Source organism: Actinoplanes siamensis (assembly GCF_016862395.1).
Classification (GTDB): Bacteria; Actinomycetota; Actinomycetes; order Mycobacteriales; family Micromonosporaceae; genus Actinoplanes; species Actinoplanes siamensis.
Genome location: NZ_BOMW01000020.1, coordinates 70,027 through 94,105, shown reverse-complemented (window position 1 = coordinate 94,105; position 24,079 = coordinate 70,027). Strand labels below are relative to the sequence as shown.

The window sequence follows — 24,079 nt, the reverse complement described above, 5'->3', positions numbered from 1 at the left end:
TGGCTGCACCCCTTGGATATCGGATTCGCCTCCTGCTGGACTCGCCCCGCGGTTGCGCACGGAGACAGTCCACAATGGAAGTGAGTTGTGCTCGGTATGCCCGACGTCACCATAGATCAATTTCTCGGCGACTCGGACGCAACCGAAATTCCCTGGACCCGGCCTACCGGCACGCCCGCCTCATTGACTCCGGACCGGGTTCTTATAGCCCCCGGCCAGGACGCCCTCGAGATTGCCGTCGCCGCAGCCGATGCCCGCCCCCGCGTGGACGATGTCCGCCGCCTGTGGTCCCTGCGGTGGAACCGCCGCGCGGCCCCGGTCGTGCTGGTCGTCGCCTACCTTCAGAACGGGGCCTGGCAGGCGGCTGTCTGCGGGACCAAGGACGACCCCGCAGTGATCGCCGACCTAAACCTCTCTCAGGTCGAACGGATCTGCGCCGCCGCTCTTGCCGCCGGGGATGCGGTCACCGCAGAACGAACCCTGCACCGGCTGCTTGCCAGTCAGAAGGACAACCTGGTCGCCGGGCTCACCAACTCCGGCCTATTCGCCTCCCACGAGCTGCGTACCGGCGTACCGATGCGCGCTGACTGGAACAACGCCCGCATGCTCGGCGTGGGCATGCTCCGTGACCGTGGTGCAAATCTCATCCGCAGCCTCGGCTACACGATCACCCCGCACGGGTCCACCGCGCATGTGCTGGCCGCGGGCGGCACCAACCGGGCCGTCGCGGTGCTGCTCGACGACTTGGAGATGTTCGACCGGCCCAGCGCCCGGTTCGGGGCGGTGTCTCCCGTTGCGCTCGGTCAGAGCATCGCCCAACAGCAAGGCTTGCCCTGGCTGCTGAGCACTCATGGAAGCCAGATCAGGCTTTACCCTACGAAGCCGGATGTCGGCGTGGGCCGTAAAGGCCACGCGGAGACGTTCGTCGAACTCGACCTCGCGCTGCTGTCTGACGACGAGGCCGCCTACCTGCCGCTGATATGCGGAGCCGGTGCTCTCATCGAAGGCGGTAGCACGCAGCAGATTCTGGCTGCGTCCACCGACCATGCGGCAGCGCTCGGCCAGCGGCTGCGGGAACGAGTCTACGTCGAGGTCGTTCCCGACCTGGCCAAGGCCGTCGCCGCGCAGATGGACGCGGCCACCGACGCCGACCTCGACGAGGCGTACCACCGCACCTTGATCATCCTGTTCCGGCTGTTGTTCGTCTCCTACGCCGAGGATCGGGGCCTGCTGCCGTACCAGCGCAACCCTCGTTACACCCGCAAGGCGCTCAAAACTCTCGCCCGGGAACTCGCCGAGACACCGGACTTAACCTTCGACCCCTCCGCGACCGACCGGTGGGACGATCTGCTGGCCGTCTGGCGGGCCGTCGACGACGGCAACGCCGAATGGTCGGTGCCCGCCTACAACGGCGGTCTGTTCGCCGCCGACGACGCCCACCCGTCCGGGCAGGCGATCGCCGCCATGCGTCTATCCAACACCGACATCGGGCCTGCCCTGCGAGCCCTGCTGATCGACACCGGCGAGGACGGCACACGCGGCCCAGTCGACTTCCGATCGTTGTCGGTCCGTGAGTTCGGCACCATCTACGAGGGCCTACTGGAATCGTCGTTGTCGTTCGCGACCGGTGATCTGACCGTCGATCGGAAGACCGGCGCTTACCTGCCGGCCAAGACCGGTGACGAGGTCGTCGTGCGGGCCGGGGAGGTGTATTTCCACAACGCATCTGGCGCTCGTAAGTCCACCGGCTCCTACTTCACCAAGGCGTTCGCGGTCGAGCACCTGCTCGACACCGCGCTGGAGCCGGCCATCACCGGGCACCTCGCCGCCGTCCGGGCTCTGCTGGACGCGGGCGACGATGCAGCCGCTGCTGAGAAGTTCTTCGACTTCCGTATCGCGGACCTGGCCATGGGCTCCGCGCATTTCCTCGTCGCGGCTATCGACCGGATCGAAGCCCGGTTCAGTACCTTCCTCGCCACGAACACCATCCCGGCGGTTGCCGACGAACTCGCTCGTCTCGCGGAGGTCGCCCGTACCGCTCTGGCGGACAGCGCCCCAGGCATCGAGGTGGAACCATCGAGCTTGCTCCGCCGGCAGATCGCCCGGCGGTGCGTCTACGGGCTCGACCTGAATCTGATCGCCGTCGAACTGGCCCGGCTAGCGATCTGGATCCACACGTTCGTTCCCGGCCTGCCGATGAGCAGCCTCGACCACAACCTGGTTGTCGGGAACAGCCTCACCGGTATCGGCACAGTCGACGAGGTGTTCGACATCCTCGAGCCGCAGCGAGCGCCCGGCCAGATGAGCATCTTCTCCGACGGAATCGAGACCGCCCTCGCTTCAGCCCGGGACCGGCTGTCGCGGGTCGCCCGTACCGCGGAGGCGACCAAGGCCGAGGTTCGTGAAGCCGCTCGCGCGTTCGCAGCTGCAATGGCGGCGGCCGCTGACGCGAAAGCGCTCTTCGACGCTGCCGTTGCGGTCCGGCTCGGACTCATCGGATTGCCCAACGGCCCGGCCGACGCAATCCAGGCCGCGGCCCGTGAGGATGTCCACGCAGTGCTTAGTGACCTCAAGGTGTCACACCTGCCTTACTTGTTCCCGGAGGTGTTCCTGCGCGACCGGCCCGGTTTCGACGTGCTGCTCGGCAACCCGCCGTGGGAAGAAATCACGGTCGAACGGCTGGCGTTTTGGGCGCTGCGGTATCCGGGTCTCCGGGGTCTGGCACAGAAGGAGCAGAACGCCCGAATCATCGAGCTGGAAGCCGAGCGTCCTGATCTGGTCGCCATGTACGAGAAACAGATCACTCGGACTGACCAGTTGCGTGACGCATTGCTGCGGGGCCCGTTCCCGGGCATGGGGACCGGTGACCCGGACCTCTACAAGGCATTCACGTGGCGAGTCTGGCAGACCCTGCGCCCGGACGGGATTGTCGGGGTTGTCCTTCCGCGCAGTGCGCTCGCCGCGGCTGGCAGCGCGCCCTGGCGGGAGGCTGTGCTCGCTGAGGGCACGTTCACTGATGTGACCCTGCTGGTGAACAACCGGAAATGGGTGTTCGACGAAGTGCACCCGCAGTACACCATCGGGCTCATCGCTATCCGTAAGGGGCCCGAGCACGTCGGTTCGCTGTTTCTGCGGGGGCCGTTCGCGTCTCTGGCGGAGTACCAGGCTAGGCGACTGTCCGGCACGGCAATCGAAACAGCCGACTTTCTTGCGTGGTCAGACTCCGCTGCGTTCCCGGCTCTTCCTGATGTGCAGGCCACATCAATTTTCGTCAAGATGCGCCTGCAGCCGCGTTTGGGCATCCCTGACGGGACTTGGCGTGCCCGGCCGACGGCCGAATTCCATGCGACCGCTGACCGGAAGAAGGGGCACTTCTCCGTCGACTTGGCGAATCCTGTCGGCTGGCCGGTGTACAAGGGTGCGTCGTTCGACATCTGGGAACCCGACACCGGTATCTACTTCGGCTGGGCTGACCCCGAACACGTTACCCAGGAGCTGCGGGCCCGGCGAGTGCGGCAGTCAAGGTTGTCCAAGTCGGCGTTCTCCGAGATCGACAAGGACGTCATCCGCGATCCCAGCACTCTCCCGTGCCTGCACCCACGGATCATGTTCCGTGACATCAGCCGCGCGCTCGACACGCGTACCGTCCGCGCCGCACTGGTGCCCGCCAATGTCGTTGCGCAGAACACGGCCCCCTATCTGCTGTTTGCCCGCGGCGACGAACGCGACCAGGCATACCTGCTGGGAGTGCTGTGCAGCATCCCCCTGGACTGGGTTGCTCGCACCGTCGCCGAGGTGCACATGAACTTCCACGTATTCAACGGGCTTCCCGTCCCGCGCCCGAAGCCGGGCTCACTACTCAGTGAACGGGTGATCGAGATCGCGGGCCGGCTCGCCGCGGTGGACGGCCGGTACGCCGCCTGGGCGGCCAGGGTGGGAGTGCCGGTCGGTTCGGCCAACGATGAGGCAACCAAAACTGACCTGATCGCCGAACTCGATGCGGTCGTCGCACTGCTGTACGGCCTGGACCGTGGCGAGGTGGGACACATCTTCTCGACGTTCCACCGGGGCTGGGACTATCAACCGCGCCTGACGCGGGTTCTTGAGCACTACGACACGTGGAAGGCCGCGACTCGGTGACAGCTCCCATTCCGCACTCTCGCCCGGAATTCGCCACCAACCGGCCAGAGGCCGGGGAGACGGTTGCGGAGGCGATCAACACACTGCTCGGCGGGATCCGCACGCTGTGGGTGTCTCCACCGCACGTTGCTATCGCGACGGCGTACTTCAACCCGGGTGGGTTTAACCTGCTCGCCGACGAGTTGGAGAAGGTCGCCGGTGTACGGCTGCTGCTCGGCGCGGAACCGACCAGGGCGGCGGACCGGCCGGCTGTTCGGCGGCTGAGTGAGCCGCGCCGCCGTCGCCAGCGCGGCCCAGCCCCTGAGGTGCAGCGAGCGCTGGAGGGTCACCGCCGGTCGTTGGAAGAGGACCGGGATTTGCTGGGGTTCACCCGCGAAGCCGACGTTCAGGCACGCCGGCTGGTCGCGTGGTTGCGGGCGAACCCGGATACGGTGCAGGTGCGCCGGTACGAGTCGGCGTTCCTGCACGGGAAGGCGTTCATCGTCACGACGAACGCCACCGGTGTCGTGGCAGGCTCGTCGAACTTCACCTACGCCGGCCTGTCCCGGAACAAGGAGCTGAACCTCGGTCATTACCAGCCGTCGACCGTTGCGCAGGTGATCGGCTGGTTCGACGAGCACTGGAACGACGCGGTTCCGTACGATCTGGCCGCCTTGTACGAAGCGCGGTGGACGGCACATCAACCGTGGGACGTGTTTCTGCGGATGTTGTACGAGCTGTACGGCACGGACCTGGAGGCCGAGCAGCCGCCCCGGTCTCATCTGCGGCTGACCGCGTTCCAGGCGGACGGGGTGTGGCGGGCGCAGCGGATCCTGGCCCGCCGTAAAGGGGTGATCATCGCTGACGAGGTCGGTCTCGGCAAGACGTTCCTCGCCGGTGAACTGCTGTATGAGGCGACGATCGAACGGCGTCAGAAAGCGCTGGTGATCGCGCCGGCGACGTTGCGGGACTCCACGTGGGAGCCGTTCCTACGGGAACGGAACCTGCGTGCCGACGTCGTCTCCTACGAACAGCTGGTCGCCGGCATCGACGACGCCGGAGCCCGAACTGCCGCGTTGCAGAACCCGGACGAGTACGCGCTCGTGGTCGTCGACGAAGCCCACGCGATGCGTAACGACAAGACCCAGCGGGCAGAGGCGCTGCGGCGGGTGCTGGAAGGACCGGTCCCCAAGGATCTGGTGCTGCTGACCGCGACACCGGTCAACAACACCCTCGCCGACTTATACAACCTGATCGGCTACTTCACCACCAACGACGCCGCCTTCAGTTACATTGGCATCCCGAGCCTGCGTACCTATTTCCAACGGGCGATGGCGATGAATCCCGACGATCTGTCGCCGGAGCATCTGTTCGACGTGCTCGACGAGGTGGCGGTCCGACGGACCCGCCGGTTCGTCCGTAACCACTACGTCGGAGACCGGGTCGTCATCAACGGTGTCGAACGGGAGATCTCCTTCCCGACGTGCCGGGTCGTACGCGTCGACTACAACCTCAACGCGGTGCTGCCCGGCGTGTTCGACGACCTTGCCGTCGCATTGGGCGCGGACGTCACCGACGAATCCCTCAATGACAGCCTCGCCGCCGGGGTACTGCTTGACGACCCCGGCGAAGTGCTCACCATGGCCCGGTACGTGCCGTCGAGGTTCCTGCTGCACGGCGACACCGAACAGTACGAGGCGCAGAACGCCGGCCTTCTGCGGTCCGGACTGCTGAAACGGTTCGAGTCGTCGGCATACGCGTTCGAATGCACGATCACGAAGATGATCAACTCCCACGACCGGTTCCTGGACGCGCTCGGCTCCGGGCTGGTCCTCACCGGCGGTGCGCTCCGCGACTGGGCGGGATCCGACACCGAAGACGTCAGTGAGTGGCTGACCGGCCTGGACGACGACATCGTCGACGGGGTCGCCGACGCCGCTGACTACGACGTGCAAGCCCTGTCGGAAGCGGTGCAAGCGGACCGAACGCTGCTGGAACAGCTCCGACAGCGGGTGCAGACGCTGCACGCCACCACCGACCCGAAGATCACCGCGCTCATCGACGACCTGGCGGCGATCGCCCATGACGCAGAAGCCGAAGGCATCGGCGAGCAGGACACCCGCAACAAACGCAAGGTCCTGATCTTCACCTACTTCGCCGACACCGCCGCCTACATCAACGAGGCGCTGGCGACCCTCCTGCTCACCGACGACCGGCTCGCCCCCTACCGCGGCCGGACAGCGCTCGTCTCCGGCCCCGACCGAGCCCACCGCACCGACATCATCACCGGGTTCGCGCCGCAGACCGCCGGCACCGGCGTCGAAGACGACCTGTACGACCTGATCGTCACCACCGACGTGCTCGCCGAAGGGGTGAACCTGCAGCAAGGCCGCCACATCATCAACTACGACCTGCCATGGAATCCAATGCGGCTCGTGCAACGCCACGGCCGTATCGACCGGATCGGGTCCCCGCATGCCGAAGTGTTCATGCGTTGCTTCTTCCCCGATGAGGACCTGGACCGTGTCCTGAGGCTAGAAGAACGGCTGCAACGGAAACTCAAGCAGGCCGCCGCGTCCGTCGGCATCGGCGAGGTCCTACCCGGCGTCGACCCCGTCGAACGGAACCTGTCGGAAACCCGCGACCAGATCGACCGGATCCGCCGGCAAGAGGCGGCCCTGTTCACCGACGGTGGTAACGCCGCCCTGTCCGGTGAGGAATATCGGCGCAGACTCGCCAACGCGTTCGCTGATCAGCCCACTCGCCAACGGGTCCTCGACCTGCCGTGGGGTGCAGGGACCGGGTTCACCCGTGAAGGCGCGACCCCGGGATTCGTGTTTTGCGCCCGCATCGGAGACCACTCGAAACCCTGGTACCGGTATGTGCCGCTCAACTCGGACCTGACGCTGCAGACCGGCGGACCGGACTGCCAGCCGTTGGTCATCGACGACACCCTCGCGTGCCTCGCTCACGCCGACCCTCAGACTGACACGGTTCCCGCCGTCCTGGACGACCACATGTACAACGCGGCGTTCGACGCGTGGACAGCGGCGCAGGAACACATCCACCGACAGTGGATGTACCAGACTGACCCGGCCAACCTCGCACCGCAGGTACCCCGCGTGATGCGCGATGCATCCGCGTTCGTTCGCGAACACGGCCGGTTCCTCGGCGAGCGGCAGGATGAGCTAGCAGCCCTGCTCAACGCCCCGTACACGCTGCGGGTGCAACGCGACGTCCGCCAGATCCTCACCGACGCGGCCGGCCACGATCGCGGCAAGGTGCAACGGCTTGCCAGTCTCGCCGAGCAGCACGGTTTGAAGCCACCGGCACCACCCCCAGTGCTCCCCGTAATTGAACTATCCGACATCCACCTCGTCACCTGGTGCACGATCCAACCAGCATAAGTTCATACACTGAGCGATTTTAATCCTGCGTAGCGGTCCGCTTGGGACTGTAAAGATGGTGGCGCATGTCATATCTCCTTTGTCGGCTCCACCGTCATGCCATGTTGGTGGCGCTGGGCCCATCGGTCCTTGGAATGCGTAAGAGACGTAGTAACGGAACACGGTAGTTCCTTTCAGGTAGAAGAGAATTGGCCGGGTAGAACGGCCGGAGGCCGGAACGGAATTCGTCCCGGCCAGCCAGGATGAGCAGGGGTTCAGCAGCGGTAAGGCTGCTCAGATCAGATGTGCCCCGGACACGTGGGCGGCAGTACGGATGGGATGCGAAGCGCCTACTTCGCCGAAGTGTTCGAGAGCGGCTTCAGCGACACCGCGCGGAACGCGACGCCGTTACGCCCGTTGGTCGCCCACGGGATGGCCTCCAACTGCTCGAGGGTGACGAGCTGCCCCACCGTGACGTTCGGCTTCTCTCCCGCCGTCGTCACGCTGATGACCTCGCCGCCGGTCTCGTCGAGCACGAAGACCTGGGTCGACCACATCAGCCGGCCAGTTCCCTTCTCGGAACGCTGGTTGCCGTTCTGGTCATTCTTCGGCTCCGGCTGCTTCGACACCGTCACCTGCTTGCCGGTCGTGTCCACGTACAGCTTCACGAGGAAACCTCCTTGTCTTGAGCGCGTCCTCTGCGGACGACTGCTCGCAAACAAATGAAACGCGGTTTTCGTGTGATCGAGCAGAGGTCGCTGTCCAGGGTCATTGCGTTGTTGGGTAACTGCTGATCACCGCCGTGACCAGCAGTTACCCAACAACGCAATGACCCTGGCCCGGTAGGCGGCGCGACCACCGTGGCGGGCGACGTCCCGCGAGATGATCGACGGGTTCCGGTCGATCAGCCGGGCGATTTCCTTGTACTCCAGGCCTTCAGCAAGACCACGCGATATCTCTTCGCGATCAGCCAAGGTCAACATTTTGCGCACGGCGGACATCCTGTCCCACCGAACGGTCAAGATCAAATGCTACGACCGGCTGAACTCGCCGAGCACTTTGCGCGAACGATCATGTGAGGAAGTTGCGAGCTAGCCGAAGAGCTTGGCATGCTAAATGGGAAGTCACTCGCCTTCGATGCCGGCCAGCATGCGGATCACCTCGTCGACCTCCGGCAACTTCTCGGCCATCTCGCTCGCCGCGCCTAGGTGATAGGAGATCATCCGGGTCTTGCCGGACTCCTGCTTGCTGTAGAAGAAGCAGGTGTCCTGGGCGCTGCCGGACTGCCTACGCACCTGGACCAGGGGAAGCAGGGGCAGCGGTCGGGCCGTGTTGTCCACGCAAAGATAAAGCGCGTCCTGTTCCATCATCTCGCCGACGGTCAGCTCGATGGGCCGAAACGGCACGCTCACTCCGGTGACGAGCTCTGCGTGTTGCTTGACTACGCCCTTTTTCCGGTACGCACCGGCGGCTCGCACGAAGAGCAGCTCCGCCCAGGCGCTGCCGGTAATTTCCCGCAGCGCCTTAAGCTTTTGAGTCAGGTAGTCGATGTGCTCGTTCAGCTCTGCCTCGTTAATTGTGCCGGGGTGCCCCTTCCACATGTTGCGCTTGCTGTTGGCGTCCGCGACCAGCTTGACTACCTCGGCGCTGAGTAACTGTTCGAGGGCCGCAGCTGAGGCCCCGCCGAAGAGGTCGACCGCGCCCTGCCGCTCGGCGGAGTCGGCTGAGCGTAGTCGCTTGCGGAACTGACTGCTCAGTCGTTGCACGACGTGGCTCCAGGTGCCAAGGGTCGACAGCTCGAAGGAGAGCCGGCCGCGGGAGAGGCTCTCCCGCAGCGCGGGCAGTTCCTCGCTCAGCAAGTGCGGATCCTGCGCCAACGCGGAGAGCAGTACCGTGGCGAAAAACGCGGCGTATGCCTCCCAGACAAGCATGAGTTGTTCGTGCGCGGCGTGCCGGTTCAACCGCTGAGTCTCGAAGGTCCACAACGCTGAGGCAACCGGGTACGGCAGGTCGGCCGCCCAGCCTGCCAGCGAACGATCGAAGAGGGGGTCGAACCGCTGCTTCACCTCGCCGATTCTAGTGGGGTTGTCCCAAACGTCCCGCCGGACGGCATCGACCAGCTCGGACACTGCGGATAATCGAGCCTCGGCGGTCGCCAGCGCGCGCTGCACGGGCAGCGGCGGCAGGGGTACGACTAACTCGTCGCAGAACCGCAGCAGGGCGCGCGGCTGGCTCCGGATTGCGTTGATGACGGCGCCCGAGCTGGCCGCAGCGTTGGCTCGGACCCGGGCATCCCGGCCGTGAGGGCTGTTCAGCCAGCTCACCAGGTAGTCGGGGAGGATGTACGAGGTGTCGACCTCAATCCGTAGGTAGCGGGTCTTGCCCGCAGCCTCCGCGGTGATCACACCCGCCACCGCGTCTGGGAGGGGAGTGACGGCCAGCGAGACGACATCGGCGGGTTCGCCGACCGGATCGGCGGAGGACACCGTAGTCGGAGCGTTGAGCAACAGCGCGGACAGCCGGGTGGCGGGCCACTTGGTGCGGTCGAACCAGTCGGTGGTGGCGGAGGCGGCCGGGTCGAACAGCCGGTCGAACTCAATGCGGCAGCTGATCCGCTTGGGTTCGCCCACGTTGATCGGCAGCGGACCGTAGCGCTTACGTACCTCCTTCTCGGCACTGTGGCGTCCGACGTCCATGGTCCACGACAGGTGCGGACCGGTACTGATCGTGCGGTGCTCCTGGATGAAGAATTCGGTGGGCACGACCCGGCTCATCGGGCCGTTCCGTGCTCCCTGAAGAGCGTCGCGCAGAGCGGCCAGCGACTGGGCGCGAATCCCTCTCGGCGACTCGCCCGAGTCCGGCTCTGCCTGTCGTGAGGCGGTTCGCACATCGATGATTTGAACCTTGCTGCGCAGCGCTGGGACTTTGGCGCTGGCCAGAACCAGTGCGGCGAGCGGCGTGTTGGTGTCCGGAGAGATCCTGCTGGGTAGCGCGATCACCGATTCCAGCAGATCAGACGTGAGTACTTGCTGGCGTACCGCATCACTGTCGCCCGACGTCAGTGCCTGCCTGGTCAGAAGGATTACCGCACGTCCACCGTCGGCCAGCTTTTCCACCTGGTGTCCGGCGAAGAGCCAACTCGTATCCGACGTGCCGGGCAGTCCAACGGCAAACCTGCCCGCTTTGTGCGCATCACGGACGGCGGTTGCCTCTTTGCCCCAATGCTGGCCGAACGGCGGGTGCGAGAGAGTCAGGTCCACGGCCAAGGATGGGAAAGGATCATGGGTGAGCGTGTTCGCGACGTGGATATCGGCGTCGAAGCCCGCAATAAACAGGACCGCAGTGGCGAGCACTGCGGCGTCCCGACTGATCTCCACGCCACGCAGCACCGGACGGTAGCCGAGCTTCGCTGCCTCGCGGGCGGCGTCGAGCAGCAACGCTCCTGAGCCCGCGGCGGGGTCAAGAATGGTGAGGTCTCCGCTGCCCGGCTTCAGCCGCGCGAACGCGGCGGTGTGCATGACCTGCCGAATTGAGTTGTCGGACAGGAAAGAGCTGTAGTTTTGTCCGCTCCGGGCAAGGGTAAGTAAACGGAAAGTGTTCAGTAGCGCGTCTGCCTTCTCGCCGTCATTTAACTGGGTGAACCAATCCGGGGGCTGGCTGTCGCTGTTCTTGATCGATTCATGCAGCAACGCTGGCAACGGCCGCTGATCCCGCTCTGCCGCCCAACTGGCCATGTTGGATGCCATATGACCGATTGCACCCAAGGGGTTACGGCCTGTCGCTTTGAGGCGGTCCAGCAAGCTCAAGATCGCCTGCACGACATTGGACGATCCCATGGATCTATCTCCTCTGGGTGTGATGGTGGCAATGAGCAGATTAGAGGGTCTCCAGTTGGATAGCTCAGTAGATGCCGCTGCAGCGGACGACGGCGGCGACCGTCAGGTTGAGGCGGTTGATGTGTGATGGCACCGGTTCAACGAGAGGGGTAGGGCCTGCCTGGACCTCAGTGGGCGGATCGCTGTCCACGCCAGGTCACTAGCGATGGCGAGCAGTTCATCGTCATGAGCACCGAACCGTCGAGCGGCGGCCACGGCGACCAAACCGCGACCGTAACCTGACCATTTCACGTTGATCACATTCGGCAACGTGCCTGGCTGAGGCCAGTCGACGGGTTCCTCGGCCGGTATGGCCACGTCGGACCGTGGAAGCCGGCAACTTCGAGTCCGCGCGGAACCCTGACCGATATCCGAGGGTGGCGATCAGTGTGGGGATCGTGCAGGATCTGCTGGACGCCGATCGTGTCCTGACGGACTTGCGCACGGTGGTCGTCGAGGTGCTCGGAGATTCCAACGATCCGCTGCTGACGGCGCTCAGCGACATCGACGATGCAGCGGACCTGGCGTCTGCGATCGATCTGGTCACGACAGCCGCCGGCAGTCTGCCGGACGACAAAGTCCGGTTCGGTACGCTCAGCTCATAAAACTGATCGAAAATCGCGAGGTCGGACGGCCCTGACCCACCGCAATGCCGAACCGCACCGCATCACCACCGTGACCGCTGGCCCCCAGCCGTAGCTCGCTGTCAGGCGTCAGTGGTCCGTTGGGGTTACTGCGCCTCCGGCGGGCGGGCGCCGGCAGAGTCCGCTCCCACATGGGCGGGTCGAACGTGACGGGATGACATTATTCGCCAGCCTTCAGCAACGCTGTGACGAAGTCGGTATGTATCTTACGATGACTCTTGTCGGCGTCACGAAGCTTGTTTATGACTTCTCTATCAACAACGTGCATTGAGAGATTTAGCTCACGTAGGAAATCCTGGAATGAAAGTGGCCCTGATATCGAGTCTCGAAGAGAACCCAAGAAAGCTGCTTCGCAATATCTGATCGGCACGGAAGTCGCAACTTCCAATGATTTCAACTTCGCATCAATCGTTGACGCGGGAGCGGGGCCAACAATAAGGACCATGCGTAGTGGCGGAATGGTGGTTAGAGTTGATGTCCTCTGAATGTATTCTTCTAGAGCTCGCGAATCCTTGGTGGGCAGGCTATAGCTTCCCTTCGTGCTTTTGGCTTCCACAAATATCGAATAGGATGGTCCTCCGTGCGCGGGAGCGAGACAGATCAAATCCACACGCCGTTCGCCCTTAGCCGTGCTAACCACGTAAAATCCAAATGACTGAAAAAGCAGGCTAAGTTGCTGTTCGAACCGAGATTCGACCTGTTTCTCTCCGTAGCGCTGCACCATGCTGTCAGAACGGTTCGCTAGTTGACGCAATTCACGAGTTCGCACAACCGATCCGGTGAATAGTTCATCCATCTTCCGATTGAGTTTGTCTCTGGCCTCGGAGGCTGCCCGCGCTCGACGGCTCAGAAATGCCGTCATCTGAGACGAAAGCTGTAAGTGTTCCAGCCTTCCTCCCATTGCCGCCGCTTCAGATAGATGCTGCATTCCCCAATATATGAATCTGTCCCAGCTCTCATCCACTATACGATTGCTGGATCCCATATTCTCCAGTAGATAGCAGTGCCAGAGACCCGACAAATATTCACTCTTTAGTCGCCTCTCTATGGCCGAGTCAACATTTCCGGGTGCGAATTTGGAGTTCAAAAAGTTGCTTTGGAGAAAGGGGGTCCACCCGCGGTATCCACTCCGAAGGATCACTTCTTCGGCCTTCTCCATCGCCCACACAAAACGGCTGCCGAGTCGAACGCTCAAAAGTCGCCAATCTGCATCGTTCTCAATATCAGCATTCGGCGACTTGTGTCGAATGAATTGCGAGTCTCGGAGGATCGCTGCATTCCAGTCCCTGAACAAGGCCTCAGCTTCTTTTAGTGCCTCCGCAGGCGTGAGAGCCAAGTAGTGGCTCGCTGGTTCCAATGGATTCCACGGTGACTTACTCATAGTCCACGAGTGAACCACATAGGCGGTCACACGACTAGTGCCGCGTCATGCGACCTTGAACGGGTAATCCGGGTGGCGGATCTTGGACTTGGTCGCGTACCCGGTTTTCGGACGGGCACGCTGGTTGTGCCAGCGGATGTAGTCACCGATCGCCGCGTCCTGCTCGGCGTGAGAGCGGTGGTCGGTGCCGTTGAGTGCGAAGTAACGCAGAGCGGCGAACTCGGCTTCGATCCAGTTCAGCCACGAGCTGTAGGTCGGCAGGAAGACGAGCTCGATCTGGTTGGCCTGGCACCAGGCCCGGACGCTGGGGTGCTTGTGCGGGGAGAAGTTGTCCAGGATCAGATGCAACGTCTCGCCTGGCCAGCGCCGGCGCAAGCTCTTGAGGAAGTCGAGGAACTCGCCCGCTGACCAGGATCCATATGCTCAGGTGCGCCGGGGGGACGCGGAGTGCGTCCCCCGTTCATGGTTAAGAGCGCTGTTTGCGACCCGCCGCGGTGACGCAAAGCCGGCGCCGTCCGTGTCACGAATGAACATCGCCGTCCGAGCTCGGACCGGGAGGGCCGGTCGCTGCGTGAGTGGTACAGCATGTGGCCATGATGAAGACGGGGTCCGCATGCAGAGGTGCGGGCTACTATGCCCGCAAGAGCGGGATAGCTTCCTGCTGGTTGTCCTCGTTCTCGTCGGCGTATTCCCAGTGCGCTTTGGGTAGGACGATGCGCCCTTCGGAGGTGCGAGCCGTCTCCACGTATTTGAGGCGGTACGTGTAAGTTCGATCATCTGCAAGGTGGAAGTCGCTCAGGCTACAGATCAGGTATTCGAGTTCTTCGAGGCCGTACAGGCCGTCCAAAGGCCCCAGATCAGGATCGTGTCCCTGGCGTTTGTCACGCCAGCGCGGGTCGCGCAGCGGATTGGGAATTACCAACCCGCTGACGAAGTCCCTACCGAGGATCGGGTCGGGGACGGTCACGAGTGCATGCACCGCTTCGATCGGTCGCGTCCACGCGGGCAGCTGGATCCGGTTCACCGATTTTTCGTCGCGTGGCCGGAAGTAGACCTCGTCGTGCACGCCGATAGCGTGGCAAAGCTGCAGCAGAGGGCTGGTGTCCAAGGGAATTCCCTGGAACTGGAAGCTCAGTACGACGCTGCGTGCCCACCGGTACTCGTGTGCCGGCAGCGTGGCCGTCAGCGAATAGAACCCACCTGCGCAGCGGTCGATGTAGCAGAACTCCTCACTGTCGTGAGCCTCGTCGGCCGCAGCTCGCGTTGACCAGTCGGGAAGTGCGTCGGCGAACGCGGCGGCACCGAAACCGTGCCAGACGGCATGTGTCTGCTGAATGCTCCAGTAGGCGTCAGGTGATGCCCAGCCGAGGTCGGCGAGCTTGGCCAACACGTCCAGGATGCCGTCCTCGGTCAGGGCTGGCAGCGACACGTCGAGGGTGACGCCGTTACCCGAGGCGGGCACCCAGTCGATGTCATGCAACTCGCGGGCGAAGGCAACCTGTCCGTAATGACCAGCGAAACCAATCGTGGAGGCCGGCTCGCCGCCACCGATCACAAACCGTACGGGTGACTCCGGTAGCGCGGGCCGTTGAACTGTGCGTCGGTGCTGGTCTGGCTCGTCGACGATTGCTCGGCCGTCGGTGAGAAGTGCCTCCCGTTTGCGCCAGAGCATGTCGAGCAGGCTGCTGTGCCGCATTCCCAGGCTACGTAGTTCGGCTCCCGACATCAGCAGGATCGGCTGGTCGCGGTGGATCGACACGTCAGAGATCGCAGTCCCTGAGAAGCCTTCCATGCTGATCATCAGGCCGGTGGCACCGAACGTGCGCCGTAGTCGTGCTCGAAGGCCGTCGATGTCGTCCATGTCAGCCTTCGAGGAGCGCCACTTGCACTCGATGAGGTACCGGTCGCTACCACGGACGGCGAGCAGATCCGTCTGCCGGGGTCGCGCTATCCCCGGACTCGCCCTCACCTCGAACCGGTTCGCGCGAAACAGATCCGCGATCACACCCTCGAATCGCAGTCCGCGCCCGTGCGCATCGGCAACTTGATCCAGTGCCTTGAGCTGCTCGCCCAGATCCCAATCAGAGCCAAATGTCACCGTTGGCCTCCAACCTTTCCACCAGCGCTAGCGCAGGTTACCGGTGCTATCAGGTCAGCTGGCGGTCGATCTCGTGGTCACGGCCGCTTCGCAGGGTCGCCGTGCGCCGGTGGACCTCATTGATGACGAAGAACTCCCACTGGCGGCACTTGGGGCACAGTTCGGCGCTGGCGGTTGGCCACAGCTCGATGGCCGCTGCATTAGAGGGGCCATTGACGTAGACGCGGTGTGGGGTGACCGGGTCGGAGACCAGGCGTTCGAACGGCTCCCAGTCGGGGTGGCTGCCGCGCAGCCGCCGGCCGATCAGGCGGAAGCCGGTGCCGGTGTACTCACAGCGGTCGACCAGGTCGTACTGAAGTTGAGCAAGCCAGCTGGCGGACTCGAGGGTGAGCTGGACGACCGGCTCGATTTGGGCGATCTCTTCCTCCAGCTCATGCGCGGGCTGGACGCCGAAGGAGTGCCCGGAGTCGTTGCGGAACTTGAGGGCTTGGATGAGGAGGTTGTGGGTGCCGTTATCGTCAAGGATGCTGTCGAGTTCGGGAAGCTCGGGCACCGGGCCAGGCGTTCGCAAGTTCTTGATCATCCAGTTCCAGGTGCCCCAGGTCGCGGCGCGATTGAACTGGTCGCGCAGCGCGCCCGACATCCGGTTGTCGTTGCGGCCGACCAGGACGGCAAGAGCAAGACCCCCGATCGTGCGGGCGACCGACTCACCCAATTTCAGCAAGGCTTCCTTGCGCTGGGCCGGTGAGGCGGCGATCCGGTAGTGCCGGGCAAGAGCGGCGATGGGGAACGGGTATGCGTACTCAGCGCGCCAGATCGGGTCCTCCAGCGGTTGCAGCAGTTCCGTGGTGAGGACCGCCTCGGCGAGCGCGACCCTGACCACGCGCCGGGTCTCCGCCAGGTCGGCGCGGGTGCCCTCGAACACATTGGGCAGGATGCCGGTGGTGATCCGGGCGAGGTCGGTCCGGGACCGCCGGAGGTCCTCAAGGTCGTCGCTGAACCGCTCGTCGTTGAGGACTTCGGCCGGCACCGGCAGGTCGGTGGGTGGGTGGAGGCCATAGCTGTACCCGGTGTTCTGCGGTGCGTTAAGGAACTCGCATAGCGCGCGGCCGGTGCGGCGAAGCGGCCGGAGCACGAACATGCGGGTGAAGGCCTCACCGAATTCGGGTGGCAGCAGGTGCCAGCCGCCGGGACCGCCGACGACGTCGCCAGCGGTGCACGGGGTGACCGGCGACTTGCCCCCAACGGTGTCGAGATCAGCTGCGGAAAGGTCGGGCCGGTCGAGATCCTTGGCGGTGAGCAGCGGCCAGTTCGCACCAGCGGGACGGAGGGGCCGAATGACTTGCACAACCGAGGAGAGCGGCGCGAAACCGTCGCCGAGCGCGATGGAGAAGAAGTCGAACGGGCGGATCTGATAGCCGACGCGAGGGACACCACCGACGATCCGTTCGTGGCGAAAGTCGGCGACCGGAACGACTTTGGCGACGTTGGGCGCGCCGGTGTCGGTCGCGGTGGCCGACCGTCGGATCGCGGTGATCTCGGAGATCTGCTCGGTCGTCAGATATCTGCTCTTGCCGGCGAGCGAGCGGCGCATCGCCGCAAAGTGCCGACGGCAGTCCATCAGGATGACATTGCCGGCGCGGCTGGGCTCCTTGCGATTGGTCAACACCCAGATGTACGTCGGAATGTTCGTGTTGTAGAGGAGCCGCTCCGGCAGAGCCACCACGGTTTCGAGGAGATCATTCTCGAAGATCCAACGGCGGATCTCTGACTCGCCACTGCCTAGCGCCCCCGCGAACAGCGGGCGGCCGTGGAAGAGGACGGCGAGGCGGCTACCGCCGTCCTCTGGCGGGCGCATTTTGGCCAGCATGTGCTGGAGGAACAGCAGCGATCCGTCGTTGATGCGCGGCAGGCCGGCGCCGAAGCGGCCGGCATCGCCGAGCGCGGCCTCGTTTTTGACCTGCTCCTCGGCCATCTTCCACTCCACGCCGAAGGGCGGGGCAGCGACCATGTAGTCGAAGGTGGTGTCGGGATGGGCGTCGTTGCTGAGGGTGTCACCGAAGGCTATGCCGCCGGGGTCGAGCCCGTGCATCAGCAGGGTAGCGGAGGTCAACGCGGACGAAGCGCGGTTGATATCTTGGCCGAACAACTCCACTGGGCTCATCTGACCGGCGGCGGCCCAAAGAGCCATGAGCGAGCCGCCGCCCCCGCAGACCGGGTCGTAGATCCGGATCAGGGCGGTGCGGCGTGCCAGCCGAGCAGCATCAGGCGCGAGGATCAGTTTGGCGAGCAGGGCAGTCAAATCCGGCGCGGTGAAGTGCTCTCCGCTTAGGTCAGCCATGGTCTCGGCCAAACGACGGACCAGCTCGTCGAAGATCGAGCCCATCTCGATGTCCGAGACGGCCTGTTCGCCCAGGTTGAGCATGGCGAACCGAGCGATGACCTGGGGCAGGAGACCAAGATCGGAAAGTCGCGAGGCAATCGCATACAGGTCGAGCTGGTCCAGCAGGCCGGCCAGCTCCGCCGGGGCGTTGTCGTGCATGGCGCGGAGCGCATCGAGTGGGTCGGTGCCGGCGTGCACCTGGAAGACGAGGCTCTGCCCGCGGAGCAGATTGCGGCACTCGAGACGGCGGAGCACAGTGAAGGGGAGGAGAACCGAACCGTACTCACTTGCGCGGAAGTGGCCTCGCAGAAGGTCGGCTGTGGACCAGATGAGGTTGGCCATGTCTTGCGAGCCGTCTCTCACTGCCGCACTCCCTGGTGGCCGAAGTCAGCGTGGATCGCTGGACTTGTCCGACAGTCTTACCACCGGAGTTCGACACATGCGCGGGCGGAGCCTCAGGCGGGCTTTCACTGGGATCGCGGCCGACGAAGCGGAGCAACCTGGTCTGCGGGTCGGTGCAGGCAGAGAGACGGGGACCGTAGTGACCCGGGTTGCGGATGCTCCTCCATGGGCTCTATATCGGCGAGCAGGACGGAGTTGGAAGCAGGGGAGAGCCGTGTGTTGTCCGATCGGCAGCGCGATGCGGGCGCCCGGGTGGCACCGGCCCCCGTTTATCCCCCGAAAACTCATGCTTGAGGCTCACGACTAGTGACAAGTGATTATCACCGCCGGACAGCGTTTGTGCAGTTCACTGGCGATGCGCGACAGTCGATGACAATCTCGGTTTGGTCGCGGTTGGTAACAAGGGGTCGCAGGTTCAAATCCTGTCAGCCCGACTTAACAAAAGGCCAGCGTAGCTGGCCTTTTGCATGTCTAGGAATCGATGCAACGGTGGCGGCGTGACACGTGTTTTTGCACGTACGCGCGTACGGTTGACGCCCGGATTTCGGATGATCTTCGTGGCCGGTTCGTACTCAGCAGCTCTTGAGCCCTCTCTCTGTGCCTGCCTCGCTGCTGGGGCGTCTGGTTTAGCAGGGCGTTCATGGTTGGAGTGATCGAATATCGACGTGACAGGTCGCCTTGTCGGTGATGTCGAACGTCGATGCACTGGTTTCTCCTATGTGGATGATCACGACACTTCGATGACACGAACGCCCGTACGGTGATCTTCGCTTGGGTTCGCCGGCCCTATCCGGGCCGGTGATTCCATGATCGTGGTTGCTCGTGGGGTTCGGAAGTTGGCTGCGGTTGTCCCTGGTTGTCCGCGGTAGTCTCGGCCCTGGTTGATCGGCCTGTCGGAGCGGCTCCAGAGCCGTTGGCTGGAGTCGTTGCTCACGAAGGTTTAGCGGCTACTCGTCATTGCCGGTTCCCGCGGCGAAGGTGCCGTTGGTGGAGGCCGGTGTGCACCTGCAGCGGATCGTGGCGGGGCCTGGACCGGCGGTGATCGTCGGGCGGGGATCGCCGTCGTCGCTTGTAGATAATCGAGTAGCGATCCCGCCGTCGATCAAGCCAGGGTGGCGTTGAGCCGGGGATACACCCGGCGCGCGTTGCGCTCGTATACCTTCTGCCTGTCCTCGGGGGAGAGCTGCACCTTGTCGACGTAGCGGCGGGTGTGGTCGAAGTATTCGCCGGTCTGCGGGTCGATGCCGCGCACCGCGCCCACCATCTCGGAGCCGAACAGGATGTTGTCCACTCCGATCACCTCGAACAACAGGTCGATGCCGGGCTGGTGGTAGACGCAGGTGTCGAAGAAGACGTTGCCCAGCACCGACTCCTGCAGCGGTGGCCGGTCGAGCATGTCGGCGAGCCCGCGGAAGCGTCCCCAGTGAAACGGCACCGCGCCGCCGCCGTGCGGGATCACGAAGCGCAGCCCGGGGAACCGCTGGAACAGGTCTGACTGCAGGAATTGCATGAAGGCTGTGGTGTCGGCGTTCAGGTAGTGCGAACCGGTGGCGTGGAAGTTCGGGTTGGTCACCGCGGAGACGTGCACCATGGCGGGCACATCCAGCTCGACCATCGCCTCGTAGAGCGGGAACCAGCTCGGGTCGGTCAGGGGCGGGGAACTCCACTGCCCGCCACTCGGGTCAGGATTCAGGTTGCAGCCGACGAAGCCTAGGTCCTCGACGCAGCGGCGTAGCTCAGCGACCGCGTTCCCGATCGGCACGCCGGGGGACTGCGGTAGCTGGCAGACGCCGATGAAGCTTCGTGGGTAAAGCTGCACCACCCGGGCGATCAGGTCGTTGCATGCTCGAGTCCAGGCGGCACTGATCTGCTCATCGCCGAAATGGTGACCCATGGCGGAGGCACGCGGCGAGAAGACGGTCAGATCGATCCCGCGTTCGCGCATCAGCCGCAACTGGCTGCCTTCGATCGACTCGCGGATCTCGTCATCGCCGATCCGGGGGTACGCCGGTGCGGCGCGCCCGGCGCGGAAGGCCGCCTGCTGCGCCTCTCGCCACGCGGTGTGCGCCTGCGGCGCGGTCGTGTAATGACCGTGACAGTCGATGATCATGAAGGGAACTCCTGGTCTCGGATGGCGGCGAGCAGATCGCGGGCGGCGGTCGCGACGCGCGGGGTCAAGCCGAGCGAGGCCACCTGCTCGGCGGCCGCGGTCATCTCGTCGGCACGCCGCCGGGCGTGCTGGTGGGTGCCGTCGACCAACCGGTCGATGGCGTGCGCGTCGAAGCCGGCGAGCTCGGCGCTGATGTTGTCGTGCAGCCAGTCGCCGCAGCCGGCCGCCTCGGCGGCGGCCAGTGCCTCGACCACGGCGGCGGCCAGGCCCTTGTAGAAGATGCTGCGCAGCAGCTTGCGGGAGATCGCCGTTCCGGCGGGGCCCGGCTGTACCGTCACGTCGGCGCCGAGCCCACCGAGCAGTTCGGCATACAGCGCCGCGCCGTCGCCGGAGACGACCATCGGAGTGCGCAGCCCTTTGCCGGGCACCGGCGCCATCAGGGCGACGTCCACGACCGGCACAGGGAGCAGCTCGACCAACTGCTCTTTCACGGCGGGTGCGGCGGTGTTCAGATCCGCCCAGAGGGTCTGCGCCGCGAGCGCGGGTAGCGCCGCCCGCGCGGCGGGTACCGCGTCGTGCGAGCTGTTGACGCTCAGCACCAACTCCGCGTCACGGACCGCATCGGCCTCCGACGTGCGCTCCTCGACGCCTGCAGGGGCCGCCACCCGCGGGTCGTAGCCGCGAACATCAGCGGCAGCGTCCACCAGATCCCGGGCGATCTCGCCGCCTGCCTCGCCGAGACCGAGTACCGCGATGCGTACGCGCGGCGCGCTCATAGGTTCGCCGGTAGCACCGGGGTGCCGTGGGTGTGGAAGGTGTCGATCGTTTTCAGGCCCCATGCCTGGCCCTTGGCGCGTTCTTCCTTCGTCCAGCTGATCGTCTTCCAGTCCGGGGCGAGTATGAGGCGGGCGCCGGCGTTGCAGATCTCGATGCGGTTGCCGCCGGGCTCCCACACGTACAGGAAGAAGGTCTGCTGGATGGCGTGCTTGTGCGGCCCGGTCTCGATGTGCACGCCGGCCTCGAGGCACACGTCGGCGGCCCGCAGGATCTCCTCCCGGGTGTCGGTCGCGAAGGCGACGTGGTGCAGGCGGCCTCGGGTGCCGGTCCAGTCCTCGGTGTAGACCAAGTCGTAGGACTTGTTGCCGACCGAATACCAGATGGCGGCCGGGGTGACGTGGTCGTCCTTGACGATCTGCTCGGTGCAGCGGGCGCCGAGCACGTCGCGCAGAAACGCCGAGGTCCCTGGCACGTCGGCGGTCAGGAAGTTGACGTGATCAAGGCGGCGCAGGTTGGCACCCCGTCCGGGGTAGGCGGCGGCCTGGTTCTTCAGCGCCGGCCGGTCCTCGTCGTCGGCTTGGTACCACTCGACGTCCCAGTACAGGCCCATCTCGTGGCCGTCCGGGTCGGTGAACAGATAGACCTCGCCGAGGCCGCGCACGTCGGTGACCCGGCCGAGGCCGAGGCCGGTGGCCTCGATGGTTTCGATGAGGCGTTCCCGCGCCTGCGGGCTTGCCGCACGTAGATAGGTGCGTCCCATGCCGGCGTGTTCGCGCTGGACCAGCCGTATTGTCCAGGACTGGTAGTCGTCCCAGGTGTGCAGGTAGATCGACTGCTCGTCGCGGTGGACTTCGCGCAGGCCCATCACCCGTACGAAGAAGTCGCGTGACTGCTCCAGGACCGGCGTGTACAGCTCGATCGGGCCGAGGTGGGCGATCTCGCGGCGGCGTTCCGGATCGTGGGTCAACTGAGGTGCGGGTGCGTCGCTCATGCGGCTGCCTCTCCACTACGCGGCCAGACGAGGCCGTCGGACAACTTACGGGCGGTACGGACTATCGAACTGGCGCTGAGCGTGGTCTGCGCTGCGGTGCCATCCAGGGTGACCCGCACCTGCAGCGTTCCGGTGGGATGTTCGATGCCGACCAGCGGACCGCCCGGCTGGTACGCGACGGTTCCGCCCGTGCGAACGGCAGTGGCGACCGAGACGGCGCCGAGCACCCCGATCGCGGCGTGCACCCGGTGCGGGATGAACGTCCGGGTGGTCACCGTGCCGTCGCGGCGCGGCGGCGACACGATGGTGATCTTCGGGACCGTGGTGTCGCGGACCTCGCCGAGACCCATCGCCGACCCGGCAGCCAGACGCAAACGCTCGATCGTGTCACGCAGCCCGGCGTTGGTCTCCAAGTCCTGCGGTGACTCGTCGCCCTCGAGGCCGAGATCCCGCGCCCGGACCAGCACGACCGGCATGCCCGCGTGCACACAGGTGACGTCGAGGCCGGCGAGCCGGTCCACGAGCCGCCCGGTGGGCAGGATCGGCCGGTCATCGCCCGGGAAGGTGATCTCGATCGGCGCGGCGGGAAACGGGGTACCTGCCATGATGGTGTCGCCGTCGTAGCGGACCCGCCCGTCTGGGGTTTGCACCAGGGCCTCGGCGAAGCTGACCGACGGATTCATGATCCGGATGCGTACCGTGGTGGTGTCCCCGCCGGTGCTGACCAGTCCGCGCTCGATGGCGAACGGGCCCACCCCGGCCAGCAGATTGCCGCAGGTCTGCGCGTCGGTGACGACCGCCCGGTCCGGTACCACCTGCAGGAACAGGTACTCGACGTCGGCGCGCTCGTCGCCGGAGCGGCTGATCACGGCCACCTTGCTGGTCAGCGGATGCCCGCCGCCGAGACCGTCGATCTGTCGTTCGTCCGGCGAGCCCATGATGCGCAGCAGCAGGTCGTCGCGTTCACCCGGGTCGGTGGGCAGGTCCGAGGCGAGGAAGTAGACGCCTTTGGAACTACCGCCGCGCATCTGCATGCAGGGGATGCCGTCGACGGTCATGACGGGAGCCGGTCGACGTACTGCACGCCCAGCGACGCCAGCAGCGGGCGCAGCCGGTAGAGGTCGACGCCGAGCGTGCCGGCGGCCAGCTGCTCGCGTTTGCCGGTCTCGGCTGCCAGGCGTTGCGCGGCGGCGGCGGCGATCTCGGGTCCTCTGGCGGCCGGTACGGCCAGGACCCCGTCGTCGTCGGCGACGACGATGTCGCCGGGCCGCACGATCTGACCGTCGGCGACCACAGGGACGTTCACCGAGCCAGGACTGGCCTTCACCGTGGCCTGGGCGTGGATCGCGCGGGACCACACCGGGAATGCCATCTCGCGCAGAGTGGCGATGTCACGGACGCCGGCGTCGATGATCAGCCCAGCCACCCCGCGGGCCTGCAGAGAGGTGGCGAGCAGGTCGCCGAACATGCCGTCGGTGGACGGTGAGGTGGTGGTGACGACCAGAACATCGCCGGGCCTGCACACCTCCACAGCAGCGTGAATCATCAGATTGTCGCCGGGGTGGCAGGAAACCGTGATCGCCGAGCCGGCGATCGTGATGCCGTTCTGTCGTGCCTGGACCGCCGGACCCAGCAGCCCGGTGCGTCCGGCGGCTTCGTGGGCGGTGGCGACACCGGCGTCGCGTAGAGCGACGACGGTTTCCGGTGCGGCGCGGTCGACGCAGCGTACGACGTAGTGCGATGCCATGGGGTCAGCTCCGATATGGATGGTCAACAGCCCGATCGCCAACAACTTTGTCAGCAATATGACGCTCAGATCAAGATCGTGGCCAATTTTGCCTTCACAATTGTTGACAATATCTGTAACGTCCGCCACGTCGGCCTCTCCGGCGGTCACCGATTGGACCACCCCG

At 65.0% G+C, this 24,079-nt stretch carries 14 protein-coding genes and 1 pseudogene; 3 read left to right on the top strand and 12 right to left on the bottom strand.

Annotated features, from left to right (window positions below; genetic code table 11):
* Window positions 1-96 precede the first annotated feature (96 nt).
* Window positions 97-4,140 carry a hypothetical protein gene (locus Asi03nite_RS10695; protein ID WP_203678542.1) on the top strand — a complete coding sequence of 1,348 codons (4,044 nt, stop codon included), beginning with the start codon at window positions 97-99 and terminating at the stop codon, window positions 4,138-4,140.
* Window positions 4,119-7,526, top strand: coding sequence for a helicase-related protein (locus Asi03nite_RS10690; protein WP_203678540.1), 3,408 nt, complete (start codon window positions 4,119-4,121; stop codon window positions 7,524-7,526). The genes Asi03nite_RS10695 and Asi03nite_RS10690 overlap by 22 nt, the downstream gene beginning before the upstream one ends.
* 329 nt (window positions 7,527-7,855) lie before the next feature.
* Here the strand turns inward: Asi03nite_RS10690 and Asi03nite_RS10685 are convergent, their stop codons facing one another.
* From Asi03nite_RS10685 to Asi03nite_RS10675, 3 genes and pseudogenes are all read right to left on the bottom strand, one after another.
* A complete protein-coding gene (locus Asi03nite_RS10685) occupies window positions 7,856-8,173 on the bottom strand; it encodes a hypothetical protein (protein ID WP_203678538.1) in 318 nt (105 codons plus the stop codon).
* A 168-nt stretch (window positions 8,174-8,341) separates the two neighbouring features.
* Window positions 8,342-8,488, bottom strand: a pseudogene (locus Asi03nite_RS39085) (helix-turn-helix domain-containing protein); the annotation flags it as partial.
* 141 nt (window positions 8,489-8,629) lie between these two features.
* Window positions 8,630-11,341: an N-6 DNA methylase gene (locus tag Asi03nite_RS10675; RefSeq protein ID WP_203678529.1), complete on the bottom strand. Its 2,712-nt coding sequence runs from the start codon at window positions 11,339-11,341 to the stop codon at window positions 8,630-8,632.
* A gap of 437 nt (window positions 11,342-11,778) precedes the next feature.
* On the opposite strand from Asi03nite_RS10675, the gene Asi03nite_RS10670 reads away from it, so the two are divergent.
* Window positions 11,779-11,985 (top strand): hypothetical protein, encoded by a 207-nt coding sequence (locus tag Asi03nite_RS10670; protein ID WP_203678527.1) that lies wholly within the window; start codon window positions 11,779-11,781, stop codon window positions 11,983-11,985.
* Window positions 11,986-12,184: 199 nt separating this feature from the next.
* Here Asi03nite_RS10670 and Asi03nite_RS10665 read toward each other — a convergent pair whose 3' ends face one another.
* The 9 genes from Asi03nite_RS10665 to Asi03nite_RS10625 form a co-directional block, all read right to left on the bottom strand.
* Window positions 12,185-13,405, bottom strand: a complete 1,221-nt coding sequence (locus Asi03nite_RS10665; protein WP_203678526.1) for a restriction endonuclease FokI C-terminal domain-containing protein — start codon at window positions 13,403-13,405, stop codon at window positions 12,185-12,187.
* A 45-nt stretch (window positions 13,406-13,450) separates the two neighbouring features.
* A complete protein-coding gene (locus Asi03nite_RS10660; RefSeq protein WP_239102591.1) occupies window positions 13,451-13,780 on the bottom strand; it encodes a transposase in 330 nt (109 codons plus the stop codon).
* 256 nt (window positions 13,781-14,036) lie between these two features.
* Complete coding sequence (locus tag Asi03nite_RS10655; protein WP_203678525.1) at window positions 14,037-15,503, bottom strand: restriction endonuclease; 1,467 nt, start codon at window positions 15,501-15,503, stop codon at window positions 14,037-14,039.
* 49 nt (window positions 15,504-15,552) lie between these two features.
* The gene (locus Asi03nite_RS10650; protein ID WP_203678524.1) at window positions 15,553-18,228 is read right to left on the bottom strand and encodes an HsdM family class I SAM-dependent methyltransferase; all 2,676 of its coding nucleotides are present in this window, start codon (window positions 18,226-18,228) and stop codon (window positions 15,553-15,555) included.
* 1,162 nt (window positions 18,229-19,390) lie between these two features.
* Window positions 19,391-20,398, bottom strand: coding sequence for an amidohydrolase family protein (locus Asi03nite_RS10645; RefSeq protein WP_203678523.1), 1,008 nt, complete (start codon window positions 20,396-20,398; stop codon window positions 19,391-19,393).
* A complete protein-coding gene (locus Asi03nite_RS10640) occupies window positions 20,395-21,174 on the bottom strand; it encodes an NAD(P)-dependent oxidoreductase (RefSeq protein ID WP_239102590.1) in 780 nt (259 codons plus the stop codon). The genes Asi03nite_RS10645 and Asi03nite_RS10640 overlap by 4 nt, the downstream gene beginning before the upstream one ends.
* Window positions 21,171-22,166 (bottom strand): VOC family protein, encoded by a 996-nt coding sequence (locus tag Asi03nite_RS10635; RefSeq protein ID WP_203678515.1) that lies wholly within the window; start codon window positions 22,164-22,166, stop codon window positions 21,171-21,173. Before Asi03nite_RS10635 ends, Asi03nite_RS10640 begins: the two co-directional genes overlap by 4 nt.
* Window positions 22,163-23,224: a PrpF domain-containing protein gene (locus tag Asi03nite_RS10630; protein WP_203678513.1), complete on the bottom strand. Its 1,062-nt coding sequence runs from the start codon at window positions 23,222-23,224 to the stop codon at window positions 22,163-22,165. Before Asi03nite_RS10630 ends, Asi03nite_RS10635 begins: the two co-directional genes overlap by 4 nt.
* Window positions 23,221-24,063 (bottom strand): 4-carboxy-4-hydroxy-2-oxoadipate aldolase/oxaloacetate decarboxylase, encoded by an 843-nt coding sequence (locus tag Asi03nite_RS10625; protein ID WP_239102589.1) that lies wholly within the window; start codon window positions 24,061-24,063, stop codon window positions 23,221-23,223. Before Asi03nite_RS10625 ends, Asi03nite_RS10630 begins: the two co-directional genes overlap by 4 nt.
* Window positions 24,064-24,079 lie beyond the last annotated feature (16 nt).

Coding starts and splice junctions, on each gene's coding strand:
- Asi03nite_RS10640 (WP_239102590.1), bottom strand. CDS start 21,174: ATGAGCGCGCCGCGCGTACGCATCGCGGTACTCGGTCTCGGCGAGGCA.
- Asi03nite_RS10645 (WP_203678523.1), bottom strand. CDS start 20,398: ATGATCATCGACTGTCACGGTCATTACACGACCGCGCCGCAGGCGCAC.
- Asi03nite_RS10635 (WP_203678515.1), bottom strand. CDS start 22,166: ATGAGCGACGCACCCGCACCTCAGTTGACCCACGATCCGGAACGCCGC.
- Asi03nite_RS10630 (WP_203678513.1), bottom strand. CDS start 23,224: ATGACCGTCGACGGCATCCCCTGCATGCAGATGCGCGGCGGTAGTTCC.
- Asi03nite_RS10675 (WP_203678529.1), bottom strand. CDS start 11,341: ATGGGATCGTCCAATGTCGTGCAGGCGATCTTGAGCTTGCTGGACCGC.
- Asi03nite_RS10650 (WP_203678524.1), bottom strand. CDS start 18,228: ATGGCCAACCTCATCTGGTCCACAGCCGACCTTCTGCGAGGCCACTTC.
- Asi03nite_RS10695 (WP_203678542.1), top strand. CDS start 97: ATGCCCGACGTCACCATAGATCAATTTCTCGGCGACTCGGACGCAACC.
- Asi03nite_RS10665 (WP_203678526.1), bottom strand. CDS start 13,405: ATGAGTAAGTCACCGTGGAATCCATTGGAACCAGCGAGCCACTACTTG.